General features: G+C 64.3%; 24 protein-coding genes and 1 tRNA gene. 11 read left to right on the plus strand and 14 right to left on the minus strand.

All coding sequences use genetic code 11. The features are described 5' to 3' along the window. Window positions 1-49 precede the first annotated feature (49 nt). Both AABQ55_RS14785 and AABQ55_RS14790 read left to right on the plus strand, forming a co-directional pair. Window positions 50-661 carry a PilZ domain-containing protein gene (locus AABQ55_RS14785; protein ID WP_244765384.1) on the plus strand — a complete coding sequence of 204 codons (612 nt, stop codon included), beginning with the start codon at window positions 50-52 and terminating at the stop codon, window positions 659-661. A gap of 484 nt (window positions 662-1,145) precedes the next feature. Further along, window positions 1,146-1,745 carry a transglutaminase-like cysteine peptidase gene (locus AABQ55_RS14790; RefSeq protein ID WP_244765383.1) on the plus strand — a complete coding sequence of 200 codons (600 nt, stop codon included), beginning with the start codon at window positions 1,146-1,148 and terminating at the stop codon, window positions 1,743-1,745. 141 nt (window positions 1,746-1,886) lie between these two features. On the opposite strand, the gene AABQ55_RS14795 is transcribed toward AABQ55_RS14790, so the two are convergent. Further along, window positions 1,887-2,861 carry a GlxA family transcriptional regulator gene (locus AABQ55_RS14795; protein ID WP_244765382.1) on the minus strand — a complete coding sequence of 325 codons (975 nt, stop codon included), beginning with the start codon at window positions 2,859-2,861 and terminating at the stop codon, window positions 1,887-1,889. Window positions 2,862-2,892: 31 nt separating this feature from the next. Further along, a complete protein-coding gene (locus AABQ55_RS14800) occupies window positions 2,893-3,150 on the minus strand; it encodes a hypothetical protein (RefSeq protein ID WP_272805539.1) in 258 nt (85 codons plus the stop codon). Here AABQ55_RS14800 and AABQ55_RS14805 point away from each other — a divergent pair. Continuing rightward, the gene (locus AABQ55_RS14805; protein ID WP_244765381.1) at window positions 3,149-3,589 is read left to right on the plus strand and encodes a BA14K family protein; all 441 of its coding nucleotides are present in this window, start codon (window positions 3,149-3,151) and stop codon (window positions 3,587-3,589) included. The genes AABQ55_RS14800 and AABQ55_RS14805 overlap by 2 nt on opposite strands. A 160-nt stretch (window positions 3,590-3,749) precedes the next feature. On the opposite strand, the gene AABQ55_RS14810 is transcribed toward AABQ55_RS14805, so the two are convergent. From AABQ55_RS14810 to AABQ55_RS14825, 4 genes are all read right to left on the minus strand, one after another. Then, window positions 3,750-4,673, minus strand: a complete 924-nt coding sequence (locus AABQ55_RS14810) for an SRPBCC family protein (RefSeq protein WP_272805540.1) — start codon at window positions 4,671-4,673, stop codon at window positions 3,750-3,752. Beyond that, entirely contained in the window at window positions 4,670-5,011 is a 342-nt protein-coding gene (locus tag AABQ55_RS14815) for an ArsR/SmtB family transcription factor (RefSeq protein WP_272805541.1), read from the minus strand. The genes AABQ55_RS14810 and AABQ55_RS14815 overlap by 4 nt, the downstream gene beginning before the upstream one ends. A gap of 137 nt (window positions 5,012-5,148) precedes the next feature. After that, on the minus strand, window positions 5,149-8,253 hold the full coding sequence (locus AABQ55_RS14820; RefSeq protein WP_272805542.1) for a UvrD-helicase domain-containing protein: 3,105 nt from the start codon (window positions 8,251-8,253) through the stop codon (window positions 5,149-5,151). A gap of 191 nt (window positions 8,254-8,444) precedes the next feature. Further along, window positions 8,445-9,305, minus strand: a complete 861-nt coding sequence (locus AABQ55_RS14825) for an endonuclease III domain-containing protein (protein ID WP_272805543.1) — start codon at window positions 9,303-9,305, stop codon at window positions 8,445-8,447. A 233-nt stretch (window positions 9,306-9,538) separates the two neighbouring features. On the opposite strand from AABQ55_RS14825, the gene AABQ55_RS14830 reads away from it, so the two are divergent. Beyond that, the gene (locus tag AABQ55_RS14830; protein ID WP_244765376.1) at window positions 9,539-9,742 is read left to right on the plus strand and encodes a cold-shock protein; all 204 of its coding nucleotides are present in this window, start codon (window positions 9,539-9,541) and stop codon (window positions 9,740-9,742) included. A gap of 11 nt (window positions 9,743-9,753) precedes the next feature. On the opposite strand, the gene AABQ55_RS14835 is transcribed toward AABQ55_RS14830, so the two are convergent. The 4 genes from AABQ55_RS14835 to AABQ55_RS14850 all read right to left on the minus strand — a co-directional run bounded on the left by AABQ55_RS14835 (window position 9,754) and on the right by AABQ55_RS14850 (window position 12,702). Continuing rightward, the gene (locus AABQ55_RS14835) at window positions 9,754-10,128 is read right to left on the minus strand and encodes a response regulator (RefSeq protein WP_272805544.1); all 375 of its coding nucleotides are present in this window, start codon (window positions 10,126-10,128) and stop codon (window positions 9,754-9,756) included. A gap of 8 nt (window positions 10,129-10,136) precedes the next feature. Next, on the minus strand, window positions 10,137-11,114 hold the full coding sequence (locus AABQ55_RS14840; protein ID WP_272805545.1) for an HWE histidine kinase domain-containing protein: 978 nt from the start codon (window positions 11,112-11,114) through the stop codon (window positions 10,137-10,139). A 70-nt stretch (window positions 11,115-11,184) separates the two neighbouring features. Beyond that, window positions 11,185-11,397, minus strand: coding sequence for a hypothetical protein (locus AABQ55_RS14845; RefSeq protein ID WP_244765373.1), 213 nt, complete (start codon window positions 11,395-11,397; stop codon window positions 11,185-11,187). A gap of 339 nt (window positions 11,398-11,736) precedes the next feature. Beyond that, complete coding sequence (locus tag AABQ55_RS14850) at window positions 11,737-12,702, minus strand: YihY/virulence factor BrkB family protein (RefSeq protein WP_272805546.1); 966 nt, start codon at window positions 12,700-12,702, stop codon at window positions 11,737-11,739. Between the two features lie 289 nt (window positions 12,703-12,991). Here AABQ55_RS14850 and AABQ55_RS14855 point away from each other — a divergent pair, with 289 nt between their 5' ends. Next, a complete protein-coding gene (locus AABQ55_RS14855) occupies window positions 12,992-14,077 on the plus strand; it encodes a sensor histidine kinase (protein WP_272805547.1) in 1,086 nt (361 codons plus the stop codon). Between the two features lie 140 nt (window positions 14,078-14,217). On the opposite strand, the gene AABQ55_RS14860 is transcribed toward AABQ55_RS14855, so the two are convergent. Beyond that, window positions 14,218-15,015: a hypothetical protein gene (locus tag AABQ55_RS14860; protein ID WP_272805548.1), complete on the minus strand. Its 798-nt coding sequence runs from the start codon at window positions 15,013-15,015 to the stop codon at window positions 14,218-14,220. A 330-nt stretch (window positions 15,016-15,345) separates the two neighbouring features. Between AABQ55_RS14860 and katE the strand changes: the two genes are divergently transcribed. After that, a complete protein-coding gene (gene katE, locus AABQ55_RS14865) occupies window positions 15,346-17,463 on the plus strand; it encodes a catalase (protein ID WP_272805549.1) in 2,118 nt (705 codons plus the stop codon). A 188-nt stretch (window positions 17,464-17,651) separates the two neighbouring features. Here the strand turns inward: katE and AABQ55_RS14870 are convergent. After that, window positions 17,652-17,741, minus strand: a tRNA-Ser gene (locus tag AABQ55_RS14870). Between the two features lie 392 nt (window positions 17,742-18,133). On the opposite strand from AABQ55_RS14870, the gene AABQ55_RS14875 reads away from it, so the two are divergent. From AABQ55_RS14875 to ybaL, 5 genes are all read left to right on the plus strand, one after another. Continuing rightward, entirely contained in the window at window positions 18,134-18,346 is a 213-nt protein-coding gene (locus tag AABQ55_RS14875) for a hypothetical protein (RefSeq protein WP_272805550.1), read from the plus strand. A 191-nt stretch (window positions 18,347-18,537) separates the two neighbouring features. After that, the gene (locus tag AABQ55_RS14880; RefSeq protein WP_244765367.1) at window positions 18,538-19,062 is read left to right on the plus strand and encodes a DUF992 domain-containing protein; all 525 of its coding nucleotides are present in this window, start codon (window positions 18,538-18,540) and stop codon (window positions 19,060-19,062) included. Window positions 19,063-19,144: 82 nt separating this feature from the next. Beyond that, entirely contained in the window at window positions 19,145-19,408 is a 264-nt protein-coding gene (locus AABQ55_RS14885) for a hypothetical protein (RefSeq protein ID WP_272805551.1), read from the plus strand. A gap of 25 nt (window positions 19,409-19,433) precedes the next feature. Next, window positions 19,434-19,781, plus strand: coding sequence for a hypothetical protein (locus tag AABQ55_RS14890; protein WP_272805552.1), 348 nt, complete (start codon window positions 19,434-19,436; stop codon window positions 19,779-19,781). Between the two features lie 74 nt (window positions 19,782-19,855). After that, complete coding sequence (gene ybaL, locus AABQ55_RS14895) at window positions 19,856-21,640, plus strand: YbaL family putative K(+) efflux transporter (RefSeq protein WP_272805553.1); 1,785 nt, start codon at window positions 19,856-19,858, stop codon at window positions 21,638-21,640. A 39-nt stretch (window positions 21,641-21,679) separates the two neighbouring features. On the opposite strand, the gene AABQ55_RS14900 is transcribed toward ybaL, so the two are convergent. Together AABQ55_RS14900 and AABQ55_RS14905 are read right to left on the minus strand one after the other, a co-directional pair. Next, a complete protein-coding gene (locus tag AABQ55_RS14900; protein WP_348538647.1) occupies window positions 21,680-22,387 on the minus strand; it encodes a FadR/GntR family transcriptional regulator in 708 nt (235 codons plus the stop codon). A 302-nt stretch (window positions 22,388-22,689) separates the two neighbouring features. Next, on the minus strand, window positions 22,690-23,760 hold the full coding sequence (locus AABQ55_RS14905) for a BMP family ABC transporter substrate-binding protein (RefSeq protein ID WP_244765362.1): 1,071 nt from the start codon (window positions 23,758-23,760) through the stop codon (window positions 22,690-22,692). Between the last annotated feature and the right edge of the window lie 9 nt (window positions 23,761-23,769).

A 23,769-nucleotide genomic window follows, 5' to 3' on the forward strand; every position in this document is an offset into this window, starting at 1 on the left:
CGAAAGATTAAGAGTTGGAAAGAGATAGGATCATCAGGCCCGCGCGCACATGTACTCATTCCAGCAAGCATCGCCCGCCGCCCGCAAGCCGCAGCCCGAGCAGCGCAGCTTCCAGCGCGTCTCGGTGAACCTGCCGGGCCGGCTGATGCTGCCCAACCACGACGAATACGAGTGCACCGTGCTCGACATGTCGCCCGGCGACGCCAGCTTCGTCTGCGCCGCCCGCCCGCGCATGGGCGAGCGCATCATCGCCTATGTCGACCATCTCGGCCGCATCGAAGGCAGCGTCGCCGTCCTCAACGACAACGGCTTCGCCATTCTCCTGACCGCCACGGACCGCAAGCGCGAGAAGCTCGCCGCGCAGCTGACCTGGATCGCCAACAAGCATGAACTCGGCCTGCCGGAAGACCGCCGCCACAACCGCCTGGCGCCGCGCAACACCCGCACCGAACTGACGCTCGACGACGGACGGCGCTATCCCTGCCGCATCATCGACCTGTCGCTCTCCGGCGCTGCCGTGGATATCGAGGTGCGGCCGGCCCTCGGCACGCCCATACAGCTCGGCAACATGAAGGGCCGCGTCGTGCGCCATTTCCAGGAGGGCGTCGCCATCGAGTTCTCCTCCGTGCAGTCGAAGGAAGCCCTGACCGCGTTCCTGTAACATTCCGGGACGCCACGGCGCCGACCTGTTCCAAGAGGGCCCTGCGGGGCCCTTTGCTGTTTCAGGACGGCACAGGCTGCTCTTCGCGAAAATAAACGCAAAAAAATTTTCGGCCCGCCAAGGCGTTTTGCTGTCCCTTCTGGCGATTTCCTCGGTTTTCCGGCCGCCCGTCCGGTGCCGCGGCTCGCGGCTTGCGTTCCCCATCGGCGCGCCCAGCCCGCCAGCCGCCTCCCGAAGAGCGCGGCGCACAACGAAATATCCCTTTTATAATCAGCGAATTACGCCATCTGCCGCGATCTTGGCGCAGGCGGGATTTCGTTCAAATTTTAATCAAATACGCTTCAAATACAGATCAAAACAACGTCGAATTCTATTCTTATTTTATTCTTATGCTCCCTTGATTTGAGCTAAGTTATACTTCTGTTTTTCGCGCAAGATCAAAACATAGCTGTCATTGTGACCCCATCAAACGGGGACAGACACAATGACAAAAACGATCAAGACAGGGACGTTCGCATTCCTCTTCTCTCTCGCCGCCGCAGGCGCCGCGATGGCCCTGCCCGCCAACATTCCGCTGGCCGGCGCAACAAACCAGCCCATCGGGCACTATGAATTCTGCAAGCAGTACAGCGACGAGTGCGGTCCGACCGGCAAGGACACCGGCCCGCTCAAGCTGACGCAGGAAAACTGGAAGACGATCCTCAAGGTCAACTACACCGCCAACACCGAGTTCATGCCGCTGACGGACATGGAAATCTATGGCGTCGAGGAACAGTGGACCTATCCCGACACCGCGGCGGATTGCGAGGACTACGTGCTCATCAAGCGCAAGCGCCTGATGGAGGCCGGCATCTCGCCCTCCAACCTGCTGATCACCGTCGTGCTGCAGCCGAACGGCGAAGGCCATGCCGTGCTGACCGTGCGCACCGACCGCGGCGACTTCGTGCTCGACAACATGCGCAACAAGGTCCTGCTCTGGTCGCAGACCGAATACCGCTACCTGAAGCGCCAGTCCTCGGTGAATGCCGGCAAGTGGGTGAAGCTTCAGGACGGTCGTGCCGACGCCGTCGGTAGCGTCAAGTAACATCCGGCCGCCGCAAGGCGCCGCATGACGAGACTGCCCGGCGAGACCGCCGGGCGCGAGAAAGGGCCCGGTCAGTCCCCCAATCCCCGTCCCCGACCATGGCCCTGCGGCCGGTTCTGCTGTCCCGGAACCGGCCGCGCTCTATTTGGCCCGCTGCTCGGCCCGAAGTTTGAGCGGGCTTGCGCCGAAATGATTGCGAAAGGCGCGTGAAAAGGCGGAAAGGCTGTCGAAGCCGCTGCGCAACGCCACGTCCTGGATCGAAAGCGACGTATCGCGCACCAGCCGCTGGGCGGCCGTCAGCCGCAGGCGCAGGTAATATTTTCCCGGCCCGATGCCGAGGCCGGCGGCAAACAGCGTCTCCAGCTTGCGCGTGGAAAAGCCGAGCCGCCGGGCGAGCGCGGCAATGGTCAGCGGCCTGTCGATGGTGCGCTCCATGAGGCGGATCGCCGCGGCCAGGTCCGGCTGGTGCTCGCCCAGCCGGCCGAGCGAGACGAGCGGCTGCGCATCCGTCGCGGCGTGGGTCTCGTCATAGACGAAGACGCTCGCCACATCGAGCGCCACCGCCGAGCCGAACCGCGCGCGCACCAGATGCAGCATCATGTCGAAAGTCGGCGAGGCACCGCCCGAGGTCCAGAGCGGCCCATCGGTGACGAAGCGGTCGGCCCGCACGTTGAGCGCCGGAAAGGCGGCCGCGAAATCCTCCAGTTCCTCCCAATGCGCCGTCGCATCGCGCCCGTCGAGCAGGCCCGAGCGCGCCAGCAGCCAGCAGCCCGATTCGATGCCGGCCACCACGTCGAACCGCCGTGCCACCTTCTTCAGCCGCGACACGAAGGACCGATCGGCGTGGCGCTCCTGGTTGAAGCCCGCGATGACGAGCAGCGCGTCGCCGCTCGTCACGTCGGCAAAGGCGCCGTCCACGCGGATCTCCACGCCGCAGGTCAGGAGCACCGGCTTGCCGAGCGGCGACAGGATCGTCCAGCGGAACACCGGCTCCGGCACGACGCGGTTTGCCGCGCGCATCGGGTCGAGTGCCGAGGCGAGCGACATGATCGACGACTCGGGCAGAAGGACGATCGTGATATCGAGCGGCCCCTGCCGCGGCGCTTTTTTGCTCATGTGGAAATCGTCAAAAAATATGCGCGTTATGTCAATCGAGAAAATCGCGTTCGGGCATGATCGGCCGCACAGGAGATCTGGAGATGCAGCCGGATTGTGGTGAGAGCCCCTGTACCCCGAACACCCTGATCCGCATTTTACCGGAACGGGTTGGCGAGCCGGCAAGGCGGACCAACCCGTTTTTTTTGACCTTTTCCCGCGGGATCGCGGCCGTCATCGACAGCGACGGGAACCACCCGGGCCCATCCCGCGTTTCATTCTCGAAAAAAGCAGGAAAGGTTTTTGCCATGTTGAATCTCAAGACTGGTCTTGCCGCGGGCGCGCTCTCCCTTGCCCTGGCTCTGACCTCCGTCATCCCGGCCCAGGCCGTGACCTTTGCAAGGGTGCCCGTGCCGGAAGCCTCCGCCGTCGAGAAGGTGCAGTATCGTTACGATCGCCGCGACCGTCGCGATCGCTACGACCGGCGCGCCGAGCGCCGCTGGCACGGCCATCGCGGCTACCGCGACTATCGCCCGGGTTATCGCCGCCATTCGGATGGCTGGTGGTATCCGCTCGCCGCCTTCGGCCTCGGTGCCGCAATCGGCGGCGCTATCGCCAACCAGCCGCAGGCCGGCAGCGGATCGCACCAGAGCTGGTGTGCCAACCGTTATCGCTCGTACCGGGCGTATGACAACACGTTCCAGCCCTATAACGGCCCGCGCCAGCAGTGCGTATCGCCCTATTCGTGATGCGTATGGCGTAGAAGCAAGGAAGGGCAGCCATTCGGCTGCCCTTTTCGCTGCAGTAGATTAGCAAAAATCTTCGGTTTGAATGCGCTTGAAGACTGCGCCACAGGCCGAAAACCCCCTTCAAAACGATCCTTGAAACCGGCTGCCGAGCCGCGGCATCTCATCGTGATTTGATAAAGACTTCCAGCTTGCCCAGCGTCTGCAGGCCCAGTTCGACTGCGCCGAAGCCCTTCGCCGCCTGGAACTCGGCTTCCGTGCTGAACACCATGCCCAGCGTCACCCTTGTTCCTTCGCCCTGATCCTCGAACGATGCCCAGGCGTCGGCATGCTTCGGGCCATTCTCGCCCCATAGCAGCGTATAGGCGATCCTCTCCTCGGGTTGAACCGTGGTATAGAGGTGGTGGTTCGGGAAGATCTTGCCATCCGGCGCGATCATGTCGAAGACCCACTCGCCGCCCGCTCTGAGATCAATCCGCTTCGTGCGGCAGGAAAACCCGTCAGGCCCCCACCATTGCGGCAGCGTCTCGGCATTCATCCAGTTGTCCCAGACGATGCTTCGCGGCGCCTGGATCACCCGTTGCAGGACCATGGTTCGCCTGGCCGTCGCGGAGAGATTGTCCAGTCCGGCATTGAAGCCCTGTCGGTAGCCGGCCTCCATGTTTTCGGCAAGCGAGGAAAGCTGCACCGTCACGGTCAGTCGGCTGCCTTCGTCCGTGCCGGAGAAATCCGCCGTCACGAGAGCCGCCGACTGTGTCACGCCGCCGCAGGAGACCGTCTCGTAGTTCACGCTGCGCAGCCCCGGCTGCAATTCGAGCCAACCACACTCGCAACGAATGTCCGGCTGGCCCTCGACCTTGCAAAGCGAGATTTCGCGCCCGCCCACCTGGGTGTCGGCCTCCAGGAACTCCACGGTGACGGAGGGCGTCGGGGCAGACCAGACCGCCCGCGCGGCCGGAGCCGTCCATGCCTGCCACAGCACCGGTAAGGGCACGGCCACGGTCCGCTCGAAGGTCAGCGTCGCAAAGCGGTCGTCCGCAGGATCGGGTGCCGCAGACAGGCGCTCGGGGTTGCGTTTCGATATCATTGCTTGCGCTCCTTGATCGCCCTCGTCGCGAAGGCTTCCAGCCTATCCAGCCGGGCGTCCCATATGGCCCGCTGTTCATCGAGCCATGTGCGAACCGGCTCCAGTGCCGCCGGCACGATGGCGCAGGTGCGTATCCGCCCGTCCTTGGACGTGACGATCAGCCCTGCCTCCTCCAGCACGGAAAGGTGCCGCATCACCGTGGGCAGACGCAGCCCCGTGGGTTCGGACAAATCCGTAACCCCCGCCGGCCCCTCCGCCAGACGTGTCAGGATCGATCGACGGGTCGGATCGGCCAGAGCGTGGAAAAGCAGCGAGAGGTCGGGATCATGCTTAGTCATAATGCTAACTATCATGCGATGCGCCCGGCACGCAAGAGAAACTTCGCCAACTTGCTAAGTATTATCGAGCCGCCGAAGCAGCCGGCACCTTCCCCGGCGAGCGGAAACGGTCTGTGGCGCTGGTCTGGCGCGGGGTTTCAAAAAAGGTTGAGCTGTTGTGACTGCCTGCTTTTTCGTCCGCTGGCACTCTCGCTGACGATCAGGTCCGCGGCGATCTGTCCGAGGAAAGGCGAAGCCGGTAGCGCGCGCACTGCACCGCGCCAGAACCGCTCCCTGGCGCGGGTCAGGAACAGCCTGTCCTTTGCGCGGGTCATCGAGACATAGAACAGCCGCCGCTCCTCGTCCTGCGTCGCCTCCTCATCCGGCGTCGCCGTCCCCCATGAAAACGGCACCAGTCCGGCTTCCATACCCACCACGAACACGACTGGAAACTCCAGACCCTTGGCCGCGTGCATGGTCATGAGCGTGACGCGCGCGGCACGCTCATCGCGGAAATCGGCCTCGGAGGAAAGCGCCACCGCTTCGCCAAGCAGGACGGGATCGCCGGCCACCTGAACCGAGCCGGAGAGCGCGGTGAGCCAGCCTCTCGCCTCCGCGAGCGCGGCGGCGTCGGTCCTCCGCGCCCTGCGGGCGTCTTCCGCCGCCTGCCCGATGCGCGCGGCAAGGTCCTGCCCCTCCGCCCCGTCCAGCCCGTCGAGGATCGCGGCCACGCCGGGATGGCCGGCGATGGGAGCAGGCGAGCTTTTCATGAACGGAATGCCGGCGCGGTCGAAGGCGGTCCGCAGCGCCGCTGCCTGCGCGTCGGTGCGGTAGAGCACGGCGCAATCGGCAAAGCCGAGCGGCCGGCCGGATGACGTCACGCCACCCGCGCGATTGGCCGCGAGCAGGTCATGGCCGCCCAGCAGGCTTTCGATGGTCGCCGCGACGAACTCCGCTTCCGCTGCCTCGTTCGCTGCCGCATGGGCAATGATCGGCTCGCCCATCGGGCGTGTCAGGCCTGACGAAGGCGCACCGATGAAGCCAGACGCCGCTTTCACGATGGTGCCGGTCAAGCGATAGTTGCGTTGAAGCCGAAGGGTTCTGGCTGCCGGGAAGTCCCGGCCGAAACGCGCGAAGCAGGCGGCGTCCGCCCCGCGAAAGCCGTAGATTGCCTGATCGGGATCGCCGATGACGCAGAGATTGCCGTTGTCCCCGGCCAACAGCCGCAGCAGGCGATATTGCTGCTCGTCCACGTCCTGAAACTCGTCGGCGACGATGTGCGGGAAGCGCGTTCGCCACGCGGCCGCGATCTCCGCGTCCTTATCGAGAAGATCGGCCGGCAGGAGAACCAGATCGTCGAAATCGACCCAGCCCTGCGCGCGTCCGATCCGGTCGAGGACGATGCGGGCCTCCGCTTCCTCACCCGCACCCTTCCCGCCGCTGCGCTTGAGCACCGAGACCGCCTTGACGAGGCGGGCGGCGCGCGTATCGCTGACGCCGAGCGCTTCGGCCAGCGCCGCCTTGCGCTCCGCCTCGCGGGCGATGCGGAAGTCCTCCGCGAGACCGGCCCGGCCGGCATGCGCGTGCAGGATCGCCAGGCCCAGCGAATGGAAGCTGTGCACCGCCACGGCATCCGCCTTCCTGCCGAGAAGCCCCGTGAGGCGGGTGCGCAGCTCCTCCGTCGCCTTGCGCGTGAAGGTGACGGCGAGGCACGAGCCGGCCGGCACGCCGCATTCCAGCACCAGATGGGCGATGCGGTGGGTGAGCATGCGCGTCTTGCCGGAGCCAGGCCCGGCGATCACCATCAGCGGTCCGTCGACAACCTCGGCGGCGCGCGCCTGATCGGGGTCGAGCCCGGCCAGGACGCCGCTGCGGCCCGACGGCTGCATCGCCGGCGCGGCTTCAGGAGATGCCGGGGCATCGCCCGATGCCTTGTCTTTCGCTGCCGGTTTTGCCCGGCGCGCGCGGCTGGACAACGGCGCGTCGAACAGCAGCTGGTTTCCGGCAAGACGGTCCAGCTCCCCGTCCTGAAACAGCCGGATGACGCCGTATTCCCCGTCATAACCCGCCTGCCGGATCACCTCTCCGGAGCGCAGGCGCGTCACGGCCTCGCCGAGCAGCGGGTCGACCCTGGCGATATCCTCGGCCGGCATTTCCTCCAGCACGGCAAGCTCCGGCCCGAGCGCGGCAATGGCGCGGTCATAGGTGTGGCTCACGGCTTTCGAGGCGACGCCGCTGCCGACGATCTCCGAGAGGATTTCCGGCAGGGGCACGAGGCTTGCGACCTTTCCCGCCGTCGCAGGAACCGCCGCGCCCTCCTTGCGGTCGGCGAGCGCCTCGACGCGATGCGCCACACCGACGGTGACGGGCCGTCCGCAGACCGGGCATCGGCCGCCGAGCTCGATCGTCTCTTTGGGGTCGAGCCGCACGCCGCAGGCGCGGTGCCCGTCCATGTGATATTTGCCTTCCTCCGGGAAGAACTCGACCGTGCCGACATAGCCGTCGCCGGTTTCGAGCGCGCGACGGATGGCGAAATAGTCCGGCTCGCAGGAAAAGCGCGTCGCCTCGCGGCCGAGCTTGCCGGGCGAATGGGCGTCGGAATTGGAGGTGAGGCGGAAGCGGTCGAGTGAGGAGATGCGCCAGTTCATGGCCGGGTCGGACGAGAGGCCCGTCTCCACCGCGAAGATATGCCCGGCAAGGTCGCTATAACATTCCTCGATGGAATCGAAGCCCGATTGCGAGCCGAGCGCGGCGAACCATGGCGTCCAGATATGGGCGGGGACGAGATAGGAATCCGGTCCGGACTCCAGCGCGATCTCCAGCAGATCGCGCGAATCGAGGCCGAGGATCGGGCGGCCGTCCGAGGCGATGTTGCCGATGCGCGCAAGGCTTGCCGCCAGCCGGTCGGTGGCGTCGAGATCGGCCGCATAGATCAGGTGATGGATCTTCCGGGTCTTGTCGCCCTTCTTGTAGATGGTCGAAATCTCGGTGCAGATCATGAAGGAGACCGGCCGCCGGCAAGCCGGCGGAAGTGTCTCCCACAGCGCCGCCTCGATTTCGGGCCGCAGGCGAAAGAGCCCGTTGCCCTCGGGCACCAGCTTGTCCTTGATCTCGGCGAGCCACACCGGATGCACGCAGTCGCCGGTGCCGACCACCCGCACCCCCTTGCGCGCCGCCCACCAGAACAAGCGCTCAAGATCGAGATCCCGGCTCGTGGCCCGGGAATATTTCGAGTGGATGTGCAGATCGGCAAGGAACGTCATGACAGGCGCACTCATCTTGTGGGGCATACATCCGGCACGGCTTGATAGCACGCGCAGACAAGGCGGATCACGGATAAACGGCACAAATCACAGCATTCGAGCCGATATGTTGTTTGATGCAGCCGACGCGGAAGAAAGTCGCCGATGGGCGGACCCGTATCCTTCGGTTTCCAAGTCCGGATCGCACCGATTCATTCCTTCCAGCCGCCACGCTGTTCCCGCGCAGGTCCTCGCCGATGATCCATATTACGCCCTCTCAAGCCCACCGGCTTTCGGTCAGAGGTTGCGGCCGCCTTGCAGCGCCGGCGGATCGGACAATCGGGGCAGCGGGCACGGCCGTGCCGGCAGATGGTCTGACCAAGACGTTTCATCAGAATGTGAAGCTCGGCCAGTTCGGCCGCGCTCCATCGAGGCGCCGCCGCCATCACCGCGTCATAAGCGGTCCGCGTGTCGGCCGTGTTCCGGACGAAGCCGTATCGGCCCAACACGCGCAAGACGTACATGTCCACGACGAATGCCGGCATGTCCAACGTGCTGAAGTTGAGCGTGGAGGCCGAGACCTTGCGGCCGACGCCGGGCAGGCGCTCCAGCCACGCGAGCGCCTCGGCAACGCTGAGGCGGCCGAGGAAGTCCAGGTCGAAATCCGGATGACAGGCTCCTATGACGCGAAGCGAATCGCCGAGATGCCGCGCCTTGACATCGGGAAAGGCGACGTCGCCGATCAGGGCCTCGACATCGCCGGTCGACGCCGCTGCGAGAGCGGGCCATTCCGGATAGGCCTCCACGAGCCGCTGATAGGCGGCCAGAGAGACTTCGTCCAGCGTGCGGTTGCTGATCGACGACTTCACAAGCTGGCCGATCGGCGTTCGCGCGCAGATCCGGTCGGGGCGACCGAAAAAGAACCTCAGTTGTTCCCGCACCCACGCCATGTCCGCGACGGCGCCAAAATCGAATACCATCTGCATTTTGTTATTATAGGAACAAAAAGGGAACAATACAAGGCTGGACGACCCGTCGAAGAAGATGCGCCCTCCCCTCAGGCTCGTGGTCATCTTGGCTCGCTGAAGGACCGGATCCAGTTTTCCCAGCTCTTCGGGTTCTGCCATGCACGAAAACGGTCGTCTTCATCGTGAAATCCCTTGCTGCAGTCGGGATGAAGAACCCGTGTGCACAACGTTTGTTGCCCTGAAGCCGCGCCGGCGCGGACGAATGGTTGCGGGAACCGCCGACAATCAATAAGGTCTGCCGGCGGCGCCTATGCCGCCCAGTAGTTCACGAGGTCGACATGGCAACCGGTACGGTCAAGTTTTTCAATCAGGACAAGGGCTTTGGTTTCATCACGCCCGACAATGGCGGGCAGGATGTGTTTGTCCATGTCTCCGCCGTGCTGTCGGGTGGACCTTTGAAGGACGGCACGAAGGTCAGTTACGAGATCGGCCAGGACCGCAAGACCGGAAAGTCGAAAGCGGAAGACGTTCGCGCCATCTGATAGGGCAGCGTCTAGAGCAAGCGGCGGATCTCTCCAATCATCCGGGACATGTCGGTCGGCTTGCCGAGATTGGTAACGCCCTGGAAAAAACCGGATTCCGTGAGCTGGCGTCCTTCGGCGGACGCCAGGAGGAAGGGCACGCCTCGCGATCTGAGCAGCGCAGCCACGGCAGTCACCCTGCCGTCCCTCAGGGTGACATCGAGGACCGCGGCGTCCGGCTTCTCGCGATGGAGGAGTTGCAAGGCATCCTCGATGCTTCCGACCGGGCCCAGAACCTCGAAACCGCCGCTCGTGAGTGCTCGCTCGATCTCCATGGCGATGAAGATTTCATCCTCGACGACCAGGATGCGCGCTACGGCTTGATTATGTCCGTCATCGGAAGACATGCGCATCCCTATACCGGCAGTTTGATGTTGGCGATCAAACCGCGGGCATCGAACCTTTGTTCCGCCGATCCCCCGAGATGTTTCGCGGTCGCGGTGATCAACTCCGTGCCGTATCCGCGATGGACAGGCGGTCGAACCGTCGGCCCATGCTCCTCCCGCCACTCGCAGACCAGCATGGTCAGGCCATCGCTCTCTTCGATCCGCCACGACAGCCGGACCCGCCCCTCCGGAACCGAGAGCGCGCCGTATTTCAGCGCGTTCGTCGTCAGCTCGTGGAACATCATGCTGACTGGCAGGACCTTCGACGATGGAAGGGTGGTGGAGGGTCCCGCTTCGATGTGGATACGGTTACCGCCCGTGGCGGTGACCGCAGCGTCGAGAAGCGCGGAGAGATCCGCGCTCGTTTCTCCCGGCGCGATCTCCTGCGCGCGCAAGGCAAGGTCGATACGCCCCAGAAAGGCGTCGCGATACTCCTTCGCCGTGTAGCCCTCCGTCTGCGTCTGCATGGCGAGTGCGCGGATCACCGAAAACAGGTTCTTCATGCGATGGCGGGTTTCGGCAAGAATGATATCGCTCTCCACCCGCTCCCGATTGCTCTCGGTGACGTCCTCGAAGACGACGAGAATGCTGGTGCTGTTGTTGTCGGGATGGACAAGACGCCGGGCATCGACAAGGAATGTGCGCTTTCCGATGGTTTGAAAATTGTGCGTGACCTCATAGCCGACGACCGCTGCTGTCTTCGGAATGATCTCCGCCATCAACGTTCGCAGATCCGCGATATCCCATTCGCCGTTGCCCAGCGAAAACAGGCTGCGACCGAGAATATCGTCCCGGTCCACCTTGAACGCGTCGATGAAGGCGTTGTTGGCGTTGGTGACACAAAAGACCTGGTCGAGCACGACGAGGGGCTGTGTCAGCGTATCGACGATCCCTTGCGCCTGAACGTGACCGGCGCGCAGCAGGCGATATAAATCTTCAAGGATCATCGTTCGCCTTCCTGCGACCGTTTGAGGGGACCGCCGAACGGACGATACGACCGGGCGGAGACGTCGACTGCTACACTTCCATATTCTCCCAGCCGAGCGCGGTCGCGAGGTAGCCGAGGGCAAAGGCAGAACCGATGCCATAGATCACGAGCAAAGCTTCCAGGGGACCGGGCGACGCACCGAATGCGGGCGGTTCGAGTTGCAGAACCGCCACGGCGCTTAGGGCACCGAGTGCAAAGCCGATGCAAAGGCGGCTCAGAATGTAGTGTACGAGCGCTGGCATTGGACGATCTCACGGTTCAAAATAATCAACGACCCCGACCCGGCAATGTTCCGTTCCGTTATGAGCGGTACGCGCTTGCGTAGAAGGCAGGATGGCTGCGCCATCTGCGTGGACGTTCGTTCAGCAGGCGCTGGTAAACCACCGTCGCGCTGAAAGGCTTCCGGATGAATACCGCGCCCTCTGGCAGCTGTGCGGGCTGCGGGAGCGTCCGGCCGGATGCGACAAGTATCCTGACGGACGGCCGACGCTCGGCGACCTCTTCGCCTCCAGGCAAAACCTTTCCTTCACGCATCCGCGCCAGTGGCAGCACGACCGATCGCCCATGCGCGGGTGCGGACGTCACGCGTCCGCACCGATCGTGTCGGCCATGTACGCTCCCCTGCGGCCCATCTCTTCCGGTGGTCCCGTCGTGCTGTCGCGCGCCGTCTGATGTTCGAGCTCGGCGTTCAGTTCCGCGCCGAGGATGACGATGATGACGGAGACCCAGACCCACACCATGAAGCCGATCGACGCGCCGAGCGCGCCGTAGGTCGCGTTGTAGTCCGCGATGTGACCGAGATAGAAAGTGATCGCCAGCGCCGCAGCAAGCCACGCACCGGTGGAGAAGACCGCGCCCCAACTGAGCCAGCGCAGCTTCGCCGGCTCCCGGCTTGGTCCGAGCCGGTAGAGCGACATGATCGCCACCGCGATCAGCGCCAGCAGCAGCGGCCAACGCGCCAGGCGGATGATCAGCTCCGTCCAGCGGCCGAGCCAGAGATAATCCAGCATTGCCGGAACGATCCCCGCCAGGGTGATGATCAGCACGACCAGCACCAGACTGGCGAAGGTGAACGAAAGAGAGGTCAGATTCAGCCGGATGAAACCACGCTTTTCGGTCTCGCCATAGGCGACGTTCATCGCCTCGAACAGCGCCTTCATGCCGGCATTGGCCGACCAGAGCGCAATAGCCAGGCTGCCGAGCAGTGTGACGGAAAGGCTCGCTTGCGGCGCGGATGTGAGGCTGCGCAGCTGGCCGAGGATCAGCTCGAATGCCTGTTCCGGCATCGCCGAACCGAAGAAGGCGAGACGGTCGACGACCGAGGATGGATCGGCGACGAGCCCGTAGAGCGACACGAACACGCTGATGGCGGGAAAGATCGACAGGAGAAGATAGAAGGTGACGCCCGCCGCGATGAGCAGGATGCGATCGGTGGTCAGGCTGTCATAGAGGCGCCACGCCACATCCCGCAGGCCGAGCGCCGGAATCTCGCCCGGCGAGTCCGCGCGCCGGCCCTTCGGATCCGAAGTCGCAGAAAATCCCTCCATGCCTCTCCCTCTCCTTGTCGCCACGCAGCAACAATGCATGGAAGCGAAAGGAGTTCAGCCGGTTTTGCGAAAGACGCCGCGCCAGCCGGTTCGCAACCGGCTGACCACTTGCGTGTTCATTGCAATTGGAGGATCAAAGTTGCAAAGGCCTTGGGAAACACCATGTTATCGAATGTTCGTTACCATCGGAAACGAGGGCTGGAGCACGGATTGGCATCGATCTCCGTGAAAACCGCAAAGGGGCGTCAAATTGCGTGAGTCCGCGCATTTCCTCGATGGCGGGGGAAGGATGGCCGACGCCATCCGGGCATACGACTGGTCTTCCACCGTCCTTGGCGGCCTCGAACGCTGGCCTTCCTCTCTCAAGATCGCCGTCGGCATGATGGTGAATTCGAAGTTTCCCAAATGCATCGTCTGGGGGCCGGACCTCATCACCATCCATAACGACGCGTTCCTTCCCATCCTTGGCGAGAAACCGCCCGCGCTCGGCAGGCCGTTCAGCGAGGTGTGGCATGAGGCTTGGGACGAGATCGGACCGGTCGCGGAGCGGGCGTTCGCTGGCGAGGCGACGTTCATCGAGGACTTCCCGCTCGTGATCAACCGGCATGGCTATCCCGAGAAAGCCCATTTTACCTTTTGCTACAGCCCGATCCGCGACGAGACCGGCGTGGTCCGGGGAATGATCGACACGGTGATCGAGACAACGGCCACGGTCGACGCCCGACGGCAGGCGAACCTGCTCAACGCAGAACTCGAACACCGCATAAAAAACACGCTTGCGGTGGTCGCGGCGATCGTCAGCCAGACATTGCGAGGCGACGATAACGATGCGGAGGCGCGATCGAGCCTGCTGGAGCGCATTCAGGCGATGGCACAGGCACAGTCGTTGCTGACGCGCGCCGGCGCCACGGAGGCCAGTGTGGTCGATGTCGTCTTTCAGGCGATGGCGCCATTCGAGACCACCAACGAACGATTTCACATCGGTGGTCCGCCGATCATGCTGTCGTCCAGGCAGGCGCTGAGCCTCAGCCTGGCGCTGCACGAACTGGCGACGAATGCCGTGAAGTATGGCGCCCTTTCAAACGAAGCGGGAAAAGTTCGCGTCGAATGGACCGCCGGCCGGCCCGAGACTGGTGAGACGTTTGTGTTCCGCTGGGTTGAAGAGGGTGGTCCGGCGGTGCGCTCGCCAGCCCGCAGGGGGTTCGGCTCAAGGATTATCCAAATGGTATTGCCGCACGATTTCGGCGGCAAGGCAGTGCTTTCGCACGATCCCCTCGGCATTCGGTTCGAGTTGCAAACCGAGATGCGGCATATCGGCGGCACCCCGTCCCAGAGCGATCCATCGGTCGCAAGCGGCGGCGCTGGAGACCGCTGACGACGTTCCTTCAAGAACGATGCCCCATTGGGAACCGAGACATGCCCGCGGGCAAGCTTCGGACGACAGAACAACAGGCGCCATGCAGCGCCTGTTGTTCCTTGAGAAAGGTTGCAGAAGCCCTTGGTTACCGGCCGGGCCTAAGCCCGCACGATCAGAGCCGCCTCTTCGTCGTCGCGTTGCCGTCCGCCAAGGGCGGCAGCAGCGGAAGCGACGAAGGCGCCGACCAGCAAGGACAGGGCACCGAGCAACGCCACCGTGGCGGCTGACTTTCGTGCCTCATCAGCGGCCTGAAGGGCTGCGTTCTTCGCGTCCTCAACCTGCTGCAGCACCTGGTCGACACGCACACGGGCCTCTTCCTGGGGAATCCCGGCGCGGGCAGCGACGATGGTCGCGACATAGGCGCGATCAGCTTCCGGAATTTCACCGTTTGCCGCACCCTGCATCAGGATGCGCGACACCTCGGCGGTCGCCGCCGCATCGTCCGACTGCGCTCTGGCCGCCGCATCCTGGGGACGAAGAAGCAGGTCCGTGAAATACCCTGTCGCAAGATCGGGAGTATCATTGCTTCCAGCTGCCGTCGCCGTGGCGCCGACGGCCGCGGTCGTTGCAACCGACGATGCCGCCTGCACACCGCTTCCGACCAGCGAAGTGAAGGCCGAGCCGGCAAGCCCGGCGACGACGACGGTCGCCAGCGCCCAACTCAGGAGCCCATGCGCGGTATCCCGGAAGAACACTTCGTCGGTATGGATGCCTGCCCATTTCGTGCGAAGCCGTCCGGTGAGATAGCCGCCCAGCGCCGAGGACAGCCACTGCACGACGACGAACCAGATGGCGGCCGTCACGCTGACCGTCGTGAACGAGGCGCTCTCTCCCGACCACGGCGAAACCATGGTGAGCCCGACGCCGGAACCGAGAAGAAGGAGAATGAGGCTCATCGCGCATGCCGCTGTCGCGCCGCCGATGACCGGGCCTCATGCCAGTGCAGGAACATTGGATTCGATGCCGACGTCGGAAACGCCCGTCGTGTAATTGGCCATCGCCGCCCCCTATCGCATGAACAGGACGAGCAGGATGACGATCGGCAGGGGAATGCCCAGGAGCCAGAGAAGAATACCGCGACCCATTTGAAATCTCCTTCATGTCGTGAACGCGTCGAGCGCGTGGAAACAACAACTTCCGCTACGATCGGATGTTCCATGCCGCTGCCCCGGAACAAGGCGGGATATTTCAGGTTAGGGGACTGCAACACTTCCCAGGAGATTTCCATGGCCAAGAAAGCGAGCCCCATCACGAAGATGGAAGAGGCTTCCGTGCATGATCAAAAGCTCCGGCGCGGCAACGGTGGCGAACTGCATCAGATTGCCGAAGACGGTCATCCCGTCCTGACGACGGCGCAGGGCGCCCCCGTCGCGGACGACCAGAACACGCTTCGGGTCGGCGCACGCGGCCCCGCCCTCATCGAAGACTTCCACTTTCGCGAAAAGATCTTCCATTTCGACCACGAGCGCATTCCCGAGCGGGTCGTGCATGCCCGCGGCTACGGCGCCCACGGCTATTTCGAGACCTATGAGTCCCTCGCGGCCTATACACGTGCCGACCTCTTCCAGCGCGCCGGCGAGAAGACGCCCGCCTTCGTGCGCTTCTCCACCGTCGCCGGCAGCAAGGGATCATTCGACCTTGCCCGTGACGTGCGCGGTTTTGCCGTGAAGATCTATACGAAGGAGGGTAACTGGGACCTCGTCGGCAACAACATCCCGGTTTTCTTCATTCAGGATGCGATCAAGTTCCCCGACATCATCCATGCCGTGAAACCCGAGCCCGACCGCGGCTTTCCGCAGGCCCAGTCCGCGCATGACAATTTCTGGGACTTCATCAGCCTGACGCCCGAAAGCATGCACATGATCATGTGGGTCATGTCGGACCGGGCCATTCCCCGCTCCTTCCGTTTCATGGAAGGGTTCGGCGTGCACACGTTCCGCTTCGTCAACGCCAAGGACGAGTCGACCTTCGTGAAGTTCCACTGGAAGCCGAAGCTCGGCCTCCAGTCCGTCGCCTGGAACGAGGCGGTGAAGATCAACGGCGCTGACCCCGACTTCCATCGGCGCGATCTCTGGCAGGCCATCCAGTCCGGCAACTTCCCGGAATGGGAATTGCAGGTCCAGCTTTTCGATCAGGATTTCGCCGACAGCTTCGATTTCGACGTGCTCGACCCGACCAAGCTCATTCCGGAAGAGGTCCTTCCGCCGAAACCCGTCGGCCGTCTCGTTCTCGACCGCATGCCCGACAACTTCTTCGCCGAAACCGAGCAGGTCGCCTTCATGACGCAGAACGTGCCGCCCGGCATCGACTTCAGCAACGATCCGCTGCTCCAGGGCCGCAACTTCTCCTATCTCGACACGCAGCTGAAGCGGCTCGGCAGCACGAATTTCACCCATCTGCCGATCAATGCGCCGAAGTGTCCCTTCGCGCATTTCCAGCAGGACGGGCACATGGCGATGCGCAATCCTGTCGGCCGGGTGAATTATCAGCCGAACTCCTTTGGCGAAGGGCCGCGCGAATCTCCCCGCGCCGGATACCGGCATTTCAACGCGCAGGAGAGCGGTGAGAAAGTGCGCCTGCGGCCGGAGAGCTTTGCCGATCACTACAGTCAGGCGCGCCAGTTCTACATCAGCCAGACGCCGCCCGAACAGCGGCACATCGCCATGGCGCTGACCTTCGAGCTGAGCAAGGTCGAAACGCCTGTTATCCGCGAGCGCGTGGTCTCCCATCTCCTGAACATCGACGAGACGCTGGCGAACAAGGTCGCGGTCGCCCTCGGCATCGACGCCCTGCCGAAGCCGGCCGCGGCGGCGGTCGAGACGCGCCAGGACCTGGAGCCCTCTCCCGCCCTCAGCATCATCCAGCGCGGACCTCAGCGCTTCGAGGGTCGCAAGCTCGGCGTGCTCGTCACCGATGGCGCGGACAGCACGCTTTTCCAGGCTCTCAAGGCGGGCATCGAGAAAGAGAAGGCGGTGATCGAAGTGATCGCCCCGAAGGTCGGCGGCGTTACATTGTCCGATGGCAAGCCGCTGGCCGCTCAGCAAATGATCGATGGCGGTCCCTCCGTGCTCTACGACGCGGTGGTCGTGCTGGCATCGGAGGAAGGCGCAGGCGATCTCCTCAAGGAGGCGGCAGCACGCGATTTCGTTGCGGACGCCTTCGCCCATTGCAAGTTCATCGGCTACACCAAGGCCGCCTTTCCGCTCCTTGAAATGGCCGGCGCTGCCGACTTGCCGGATGAAGGAACTGTCGAGATCGATGGTGCCGATGCCGTCGCCGGCTTCCTGAAAGGTCTCGGCGCGCTGCGCGTCTGGGCAAGAGAGCCTTCGGTCAAGCTTCCCTGAAAGCGAAGGAAGCCCCGGTTTTGCCGGGGCTTCTCTCATCTGCTGGCAGCGGCGACAAACGTAGCCGCGCGATCGTCTGTCCTATGCCTTTGCGCTAGTGTCCGTGGCCGCTGCGATGGAAATAACCGACGGTCGCATGAGAAGGGCAGCATAGAAAATCAAAAATTCTCAATGAAAACAAAGCGCCTTGGCGGAAGAGGTGGGATTCGAACCCACGGTAGGCTTTCACCTACGCCGGTTTTCAAGACCGGTTCCTTAAACCACTCGGACACTCTTCCATCTGAAACGGCGATGCCCTTCCGGTGTCGGAAAAGCTGCGAAAGCCGGTTTTCAGCCGGTTCGCCACCCCTGCAGGCGATGCCGGCTTTTTAGCAGCTTTGGACGCATCGTCAACGTGCGAGCATGCGGTCGGAAAAAGACTTCGTCACGGCACCTTGTTTTGAACACAATGCCTGCCTATATACCCCTCATCGGCATTGCTGATGAGCGCTGGAAAGCTTCTGCCGCTCGCAATTGCCGCCATCACCTGATGCCTTTGACCACGGATGTACTGGCACTGGTGAAAAGGGTGATGATGAGGAAGGTCGGTGCGTTTTCGCCCCGGCCTTTTTTGTTGCCGGAACAATACCCGGCGGGAGAGGTTTCGTTCCGACACCAGAGGAGACTGGCCATGGAACAGACACCCACCGCAAGGCTGGCAGCCGAATATCTGCGCCTCGGCGGCGGCCGGCGCGCAAAGATCGACGACAACCTCGTCGGCACGCGTCAGTGGACACACGATACGCCGGCAGCCGAAGCGTTCTGGAACGAACATATCGCCCCGCTGGACGAAAGGCGCCGCGACGAGGTGATCACCCACCTGCCGACGATCAATCGCGTATAGATCGCCTGCATCCCTCCTGCCTGTGATCGAAAAGCCGCGCCCGGCGCGCACCGTGCGGGCCGGCCGGCGCAATGTGTTATCAAACCGTTACCTGCCCACACTCCGCCACGATCTTCTCCATGAGATGGCCTGCGGCCGGGAACCAATGCACCGGATTCGCCATTATCGTGCCAGTTAGAAGGAGTGCACAGATGAACAAGAAGCTTGGAACTGTCCTTGCGCTGGGCCTTGCGCAGGCTTTTGCAACGACCGCTGGCGCGGCAGACATGGTTATCCGCGAGGAGGCGCCGGCCTATGTCGAGCGCGGCGATCGCGATGGCGTGAAGATCGGCATGCTGACCTGCGATGTCGGCGGCGGCGTCGGCTATGTGCTCGGCTCGGCCAAGAGCGTCGATTGCGTCTTCTCCTCCACGCGCGGCGAGCAGGATGCCTATAGCGGCGTCATCCGCAAGATGGGCGTCGATGTCGGCTTCACCACGCAGGGCCGCATCGTCTGGGCGGTCTTCGCACCGACGGCCGGCTACCATCAGGGCTCGCTCGGCGGCCTCTACCAGGGCGCGACGGCGGAGGCGACGCTCGGCTTCGGCGTCGGCACCAATGTGCTCGTCGGCGGCACCTCCGGCTCGATCCACCTGCAGACGGTCAGCGTCAGCGGCCAGATCGGCCTGAACCTTGCAGCCACCGGCACGTCAGTGACCCTCACGCCGCAAGGCTGATCCGGGAAACGGGCGGCTTCGGCCGCCCTTTTCTTTTGCCCCGTTCCGGCCTTCTGCTAGAATTGCACGGGAGGAGTCTTCCATGATCCGCATCGCCCTCGCCTCTTTCACAGCGCTCTTCCTTGCCGCCTGCACGACCGGCACGCCGCGGGCCGTCGAACCCATTCCCGGCAGCATCACCTATGGCGGCCAGCCGCGCACGAAACTCACCAAGGCGCCGATCGGCAGCACGTTCGAACACACGTTCATCGACCGGTATGGCCGCCCCGTGGTGGAGACCTACCGCATCCAGCCGGATCGCTCGCTCCTCCTCATCCACCGCTACACGCGAATCGAGTATTTCTGAGGTGACGCAGGCCATGGAGACGACAATGCTGGAAAGCACCGATATCGAACTGGAAGACGAACGGCTGAGGCAACTCGACATCCTGGCGCAGGAGCGCGCCATGACGCCGGCGGAGCTTCTGTCGCACTATTCGTCCGACTCCTTCGGCTTCCATGAGGCGGTGCATACCGCGTCCATCGTGCTCGACCTCGTCGACGACCAGCTTCTCCATCACCCCGCCATCGCCGGCAATGACGAATGGTTCCGCCTCGCCGCCCGCGCGAGCGAGGCCCTGTTCAACCTCTACCAGTCGATGGGGGCGGCCCAGCTTGCCACCCGCGCGGCGGACGAGGGCAAGCGGCCGGAAGAGCTGAACGCCAGCAACGACGATTGACAGTTTTCCCGCCTTGCGCGACGGGGCCGGCTACCCTATCCTCTTGAATTCCCATGGATTAAGGATGGACGCGCTTGCCCCATGCGACGCCGCTGATCGCAACCCTCGTTGCCGGTATCTCCCTCGCCTTCCTGGCGGGCCTGGTCGCACATCGTTTCCGTCTGCCGCCGATCGCCGGCTATCTCCTCGCCGGCGTGTTCATCGGCCCCTTCACCCCCGGATTCGTCGCCGACCAGAAACTGGCGAACGAACTGGCGGAAATCGGCGTCATCCTGCTGATGTTCGGCGTGGGCCTGCATTTCTCGCTGAAGGACCTCCTGTCGGTGCGGGCGATCGCCATACCGGGCGCCATCGGCCAGATCGCCGTTGCGACCGTGTTCGGCCTGCTGGTCGCGCTGGCCATGGGGTGGTCTGCCGGCAGCGGCTTCGTCTTCGGCCTGTCGCTCTCCGTCGCCAGCACCGTGGTGCTGCTGCGCGCCCTGCAGGAGCGCCGCATGGTGGAGACGGAAAGGGGCCGGATCGCGGTCGGCTGGCTGATCGTCGAGGATCTCGTCATGGTGCTCACCCTCGTGCTGTTGCCGCCGCTCGCCGGCGTGCTGGGCGGCACGGCGCAGACGGCCGATGTCGACCCGGACTTGACGCGGGCGCTCGGCATCGGCGCGGTCTGGACCGCGGTGGGCGTGACGGCGCTGAAGGTCTCGGCCTTCATCGCGCTGATGCTCGTCGTCGGCCGCAAGGTCATTCCGATGATCCTTCATTACGTGGCGCATACGGGCTCGCGCGAGCTGTTCCGCCTGTCCGTGCTCGCCATCGCGCTCGGCGTCGCCTACGGCTCGGCCAAGCTGTTCGGCGTGTCCTTCGCGCTCGGCGCCTTCTTTGCCGGCATGGTGCTGGCCGAATCGCAGCTCAGCCAGCAGGCGGCGCGCGAGACGCTGCCGCTGCGCGATGCCTTCGCGGTGCTCTTCTTCGTCTCCGTCGGCATGCTGTTCAACCCGGTCAACCTGATCGAGCGGCCGCTGGCGATCCTCGCGACCTTCGTCACCATCGTCTTCATCAAGTCGGCCGCCGCCTATCTCATCGTCAAGGCCTTCGGCTATCCGCGCACCATCGCGCTGGCCATTGCCGCAAGCCTCGCGCAGATCGGCGAATTCTCCTTCATCCTCGTCGTGCTCGGGGTCGGCCTCGATCTCCTGCCGGCGGTGGCGCAGGATCTCGTCGTGGCGGGCGCGCTGTTCTCGATCCTGGTCAATCCGCTGCTCTTCATGGCGGTCGATCACTACGGCGCCAAGCTCGATGCCGCAGAAACACAGGAACCGGAGGGCAGCCCCGATGCGGCGCCCCAGCCGGAGGATCCCGCCGAGGACGGGCCGGAGCCGACGACACTCACCGACCATGCGATCGTCGTCGGCTACGGCCGGGTCGGCAGACGCATCGTCGAGCGGCTGCGCGCCGCCGGCATGCCGGTGCTGGTCATCGAGGAGCGGGCCGGGGTGGCCGCCGCCCTGCGGGAAAGCGGCGCCGAGGCGATCGGCGAACCGGCGGGCGGGCGCGGCGTGCTGGCGCAGGCAAACATCACCGGCGCGCGCTGGTTCGTGACGGCCATACCGGATGCCTTTGCGGCCGGCACGCTGATCGAGCAGGCGCGCTCGGCCAATGGCGCGATCCGCATCGTGGCGCGCGCGACGTCCGAGGCCGAGGCCGAGCACCTTCGCCAGTTCGGCGCCAACCACATCGTCATCGCCAAGGAGGAGGTCGCCGCGGCCATGGCCGACCGGCTGCTCGCCGGGGAGGCGCGCAAGGCGCCGGACGAGGACGGCGCGCAAGGCGAGCTCAACCTCGCCACGCCATCGCCGATCTGACGGGCGCACGCCTTCACGAAGCACCCTGCTGGAACGGCGCTATTTCCCCTCGCGCAGCGCCTGCACGACGCGCTCGCGCCCGACCTTGATGACATTCTCCATCGCCCGGCGCGCGCCGTCCTCGTCCCGCTTGTCGATCTCCTCGACGATGCGGATGTGGCTCGTCGAGACATCGCCGATCTTGCCGCGGTCGGCGGCCGGGGACGAGAGCTTGAAGGCGCCCACGAGGCCCGCCTCGATGAGGCTGCCCAGCGTGCGCAGGAAGGGATTGCGGGAGGCCTCGAGCACGGAGAGATGGAACTTCAGATCGGCCATGGCCAGCGTCTCCGCCGTGTGCTCCGGATCGCCCATGGCGACGGCAAGGCGCATCATCTGGCTGATATCGGCCTCCGTCGCATGACGCGCCGCCAGCGCCGCCGCCTGCGGCTCGAAGGCAAGGCGCACCTCGGACAGGTGCAGCAGGAAATCCTCGTTGACGCCGACGGCGAAGTACCAGGTGAGGATATCGCTGTCGAAGAGGTTCCACTGGGTGTTCGGCGTCACGCGCGTGCCGATGCGCGCGCGCGGCACGACAAGGCCCTTGGCGGCGAGCGTCTTCATCGCCTCGCGCAGCACCGTGCGGGAGACCTTGAAGCGGGCGGCAAGCTCGGCGTCGCCCGGCAAGGTGGCGCCGACGGGATACTCGCCCGCGATGATCGCCCTTCCCAGCTCGTTGACGACCTGCGCGTGGCTGGTACGCGTGTTCATCCCGCTGATGACGGTTTCAAGCAAACCCCTGCGCAACGACGTCCCCTCCTCCGCCAAGGACCACCCATTCTGGTCCAAAGCCATCCGGCAGGTATAGAGCGCGCCGCCGATTCCGCAAAGGCCGATCGTGTCATCACGTCTTCACAAACGAAAAGGCGCCCCTTGCGGGGCGCCTTTCGTGCCGTCATGGGCCGGAGGGTCTCCGTTTTTCTCCGAATAGCGAAAACGCTCCCACCTTTCGTCTTGCCGCAATTGCGAACGCAAAACCGCTGCGCGCTTTTGCCGGAATTGCTCTTGCCGGCTTACTTCGGCAGCTGGTCGTCGACGCCGGCGATGTAGAAGTTCATGCCGAGCAGCGTGCCGTCGTCGGAAACGGCGCCGTCCGCCAGCCAGTCCGAACCGTCCTGCTTCTTGATCGGGCCGGTGAAGGGGTGCAGCTCGCCGGAGCGGATCTTGGCTTCCGCCTCTTCCGCCAGCTTCTTCACGTCGTCGGGCATGTTGGTGTAGGGCGCCATGGTGAGGATGCCGTCCTTGAGGCCGTCCCAGACCTGCTCCGACTTCCAGGTGCCGTCAAGAACCGCCTGGGTGCGCTTGATGTAGTAGGCGCCCCAGGTGTCGACGATGGCGGTGAGTTGGGTGTTCGGGCCGGCGGCGATCATGTCGGAGGCCTGGCCGAAGGCCTTGATGCCGCGCTCGGAGGCGACCTGCATCGGCGCGGTCGTGTCCGTGTGCTGCGTCAGGATGTCGACGCCCTGGTCGATCAGCGCCTTGGCGGCGTCGGCTTCCTTGCCCGGGTCGAACCAGGTGTTGGCCCAGATGACCTTGACCTTGAAGTCCGGGTTGATCGACTGCGCGCCGTGCACGAAGGAATTGATGCCCATCACCACTTCCGGGATCGGGAAGGAGGCGATGTAGCCGGCGACGCCCTTTTCCGAGATCTTCGCGGCGATCAGGCCCTGGATGTAGCGGCCTTCATAGAAGCGCGCATTGTAGGTGGCGACGTTTTCGGCCGACTTGAAGCCGGTCGCATGCTCGAACTTCACGTCCGGGAACTTTGCGGCGACCTTGACCGTGGCGTCCATGAAGCCGAACGAGGTGGTGAAGACCAGCGCGCAGCCGGAACGGGCCATGCGCTCGATCGCACGCTCGGCGTCCGGGCCTTCCGGCACGTTTTCGAGGAAGGGCGTTTCGATCTTGTCGCCGAAATGGTCCTGGAGCGCCTGGCGGCCGATATCGTGCGCCTGGGTCCAGCCGCCATCGGTCTTGGAGCCGACATAGATGAAGCAGATCTTCGTCTTGTCCTGGGCGCTGGCGGCAGCGGCAAAGCCGAGGACGGCTGCCGAGGTTGCGAGAGCGAGAATGATTTTCTTCATTTTATCCTC

The sequence above is a fragment of the Shinella sp. WSD5-1 genome, assembly GCF_963942435.1.
In the GTDB taxonomy this organism is placed as follows: Bacteria; Pseudomonadota; Alphaproteobacteria; order Rhizobiales; family Rhizobiaceae; genus Shinella; species Shinella yambaruensis.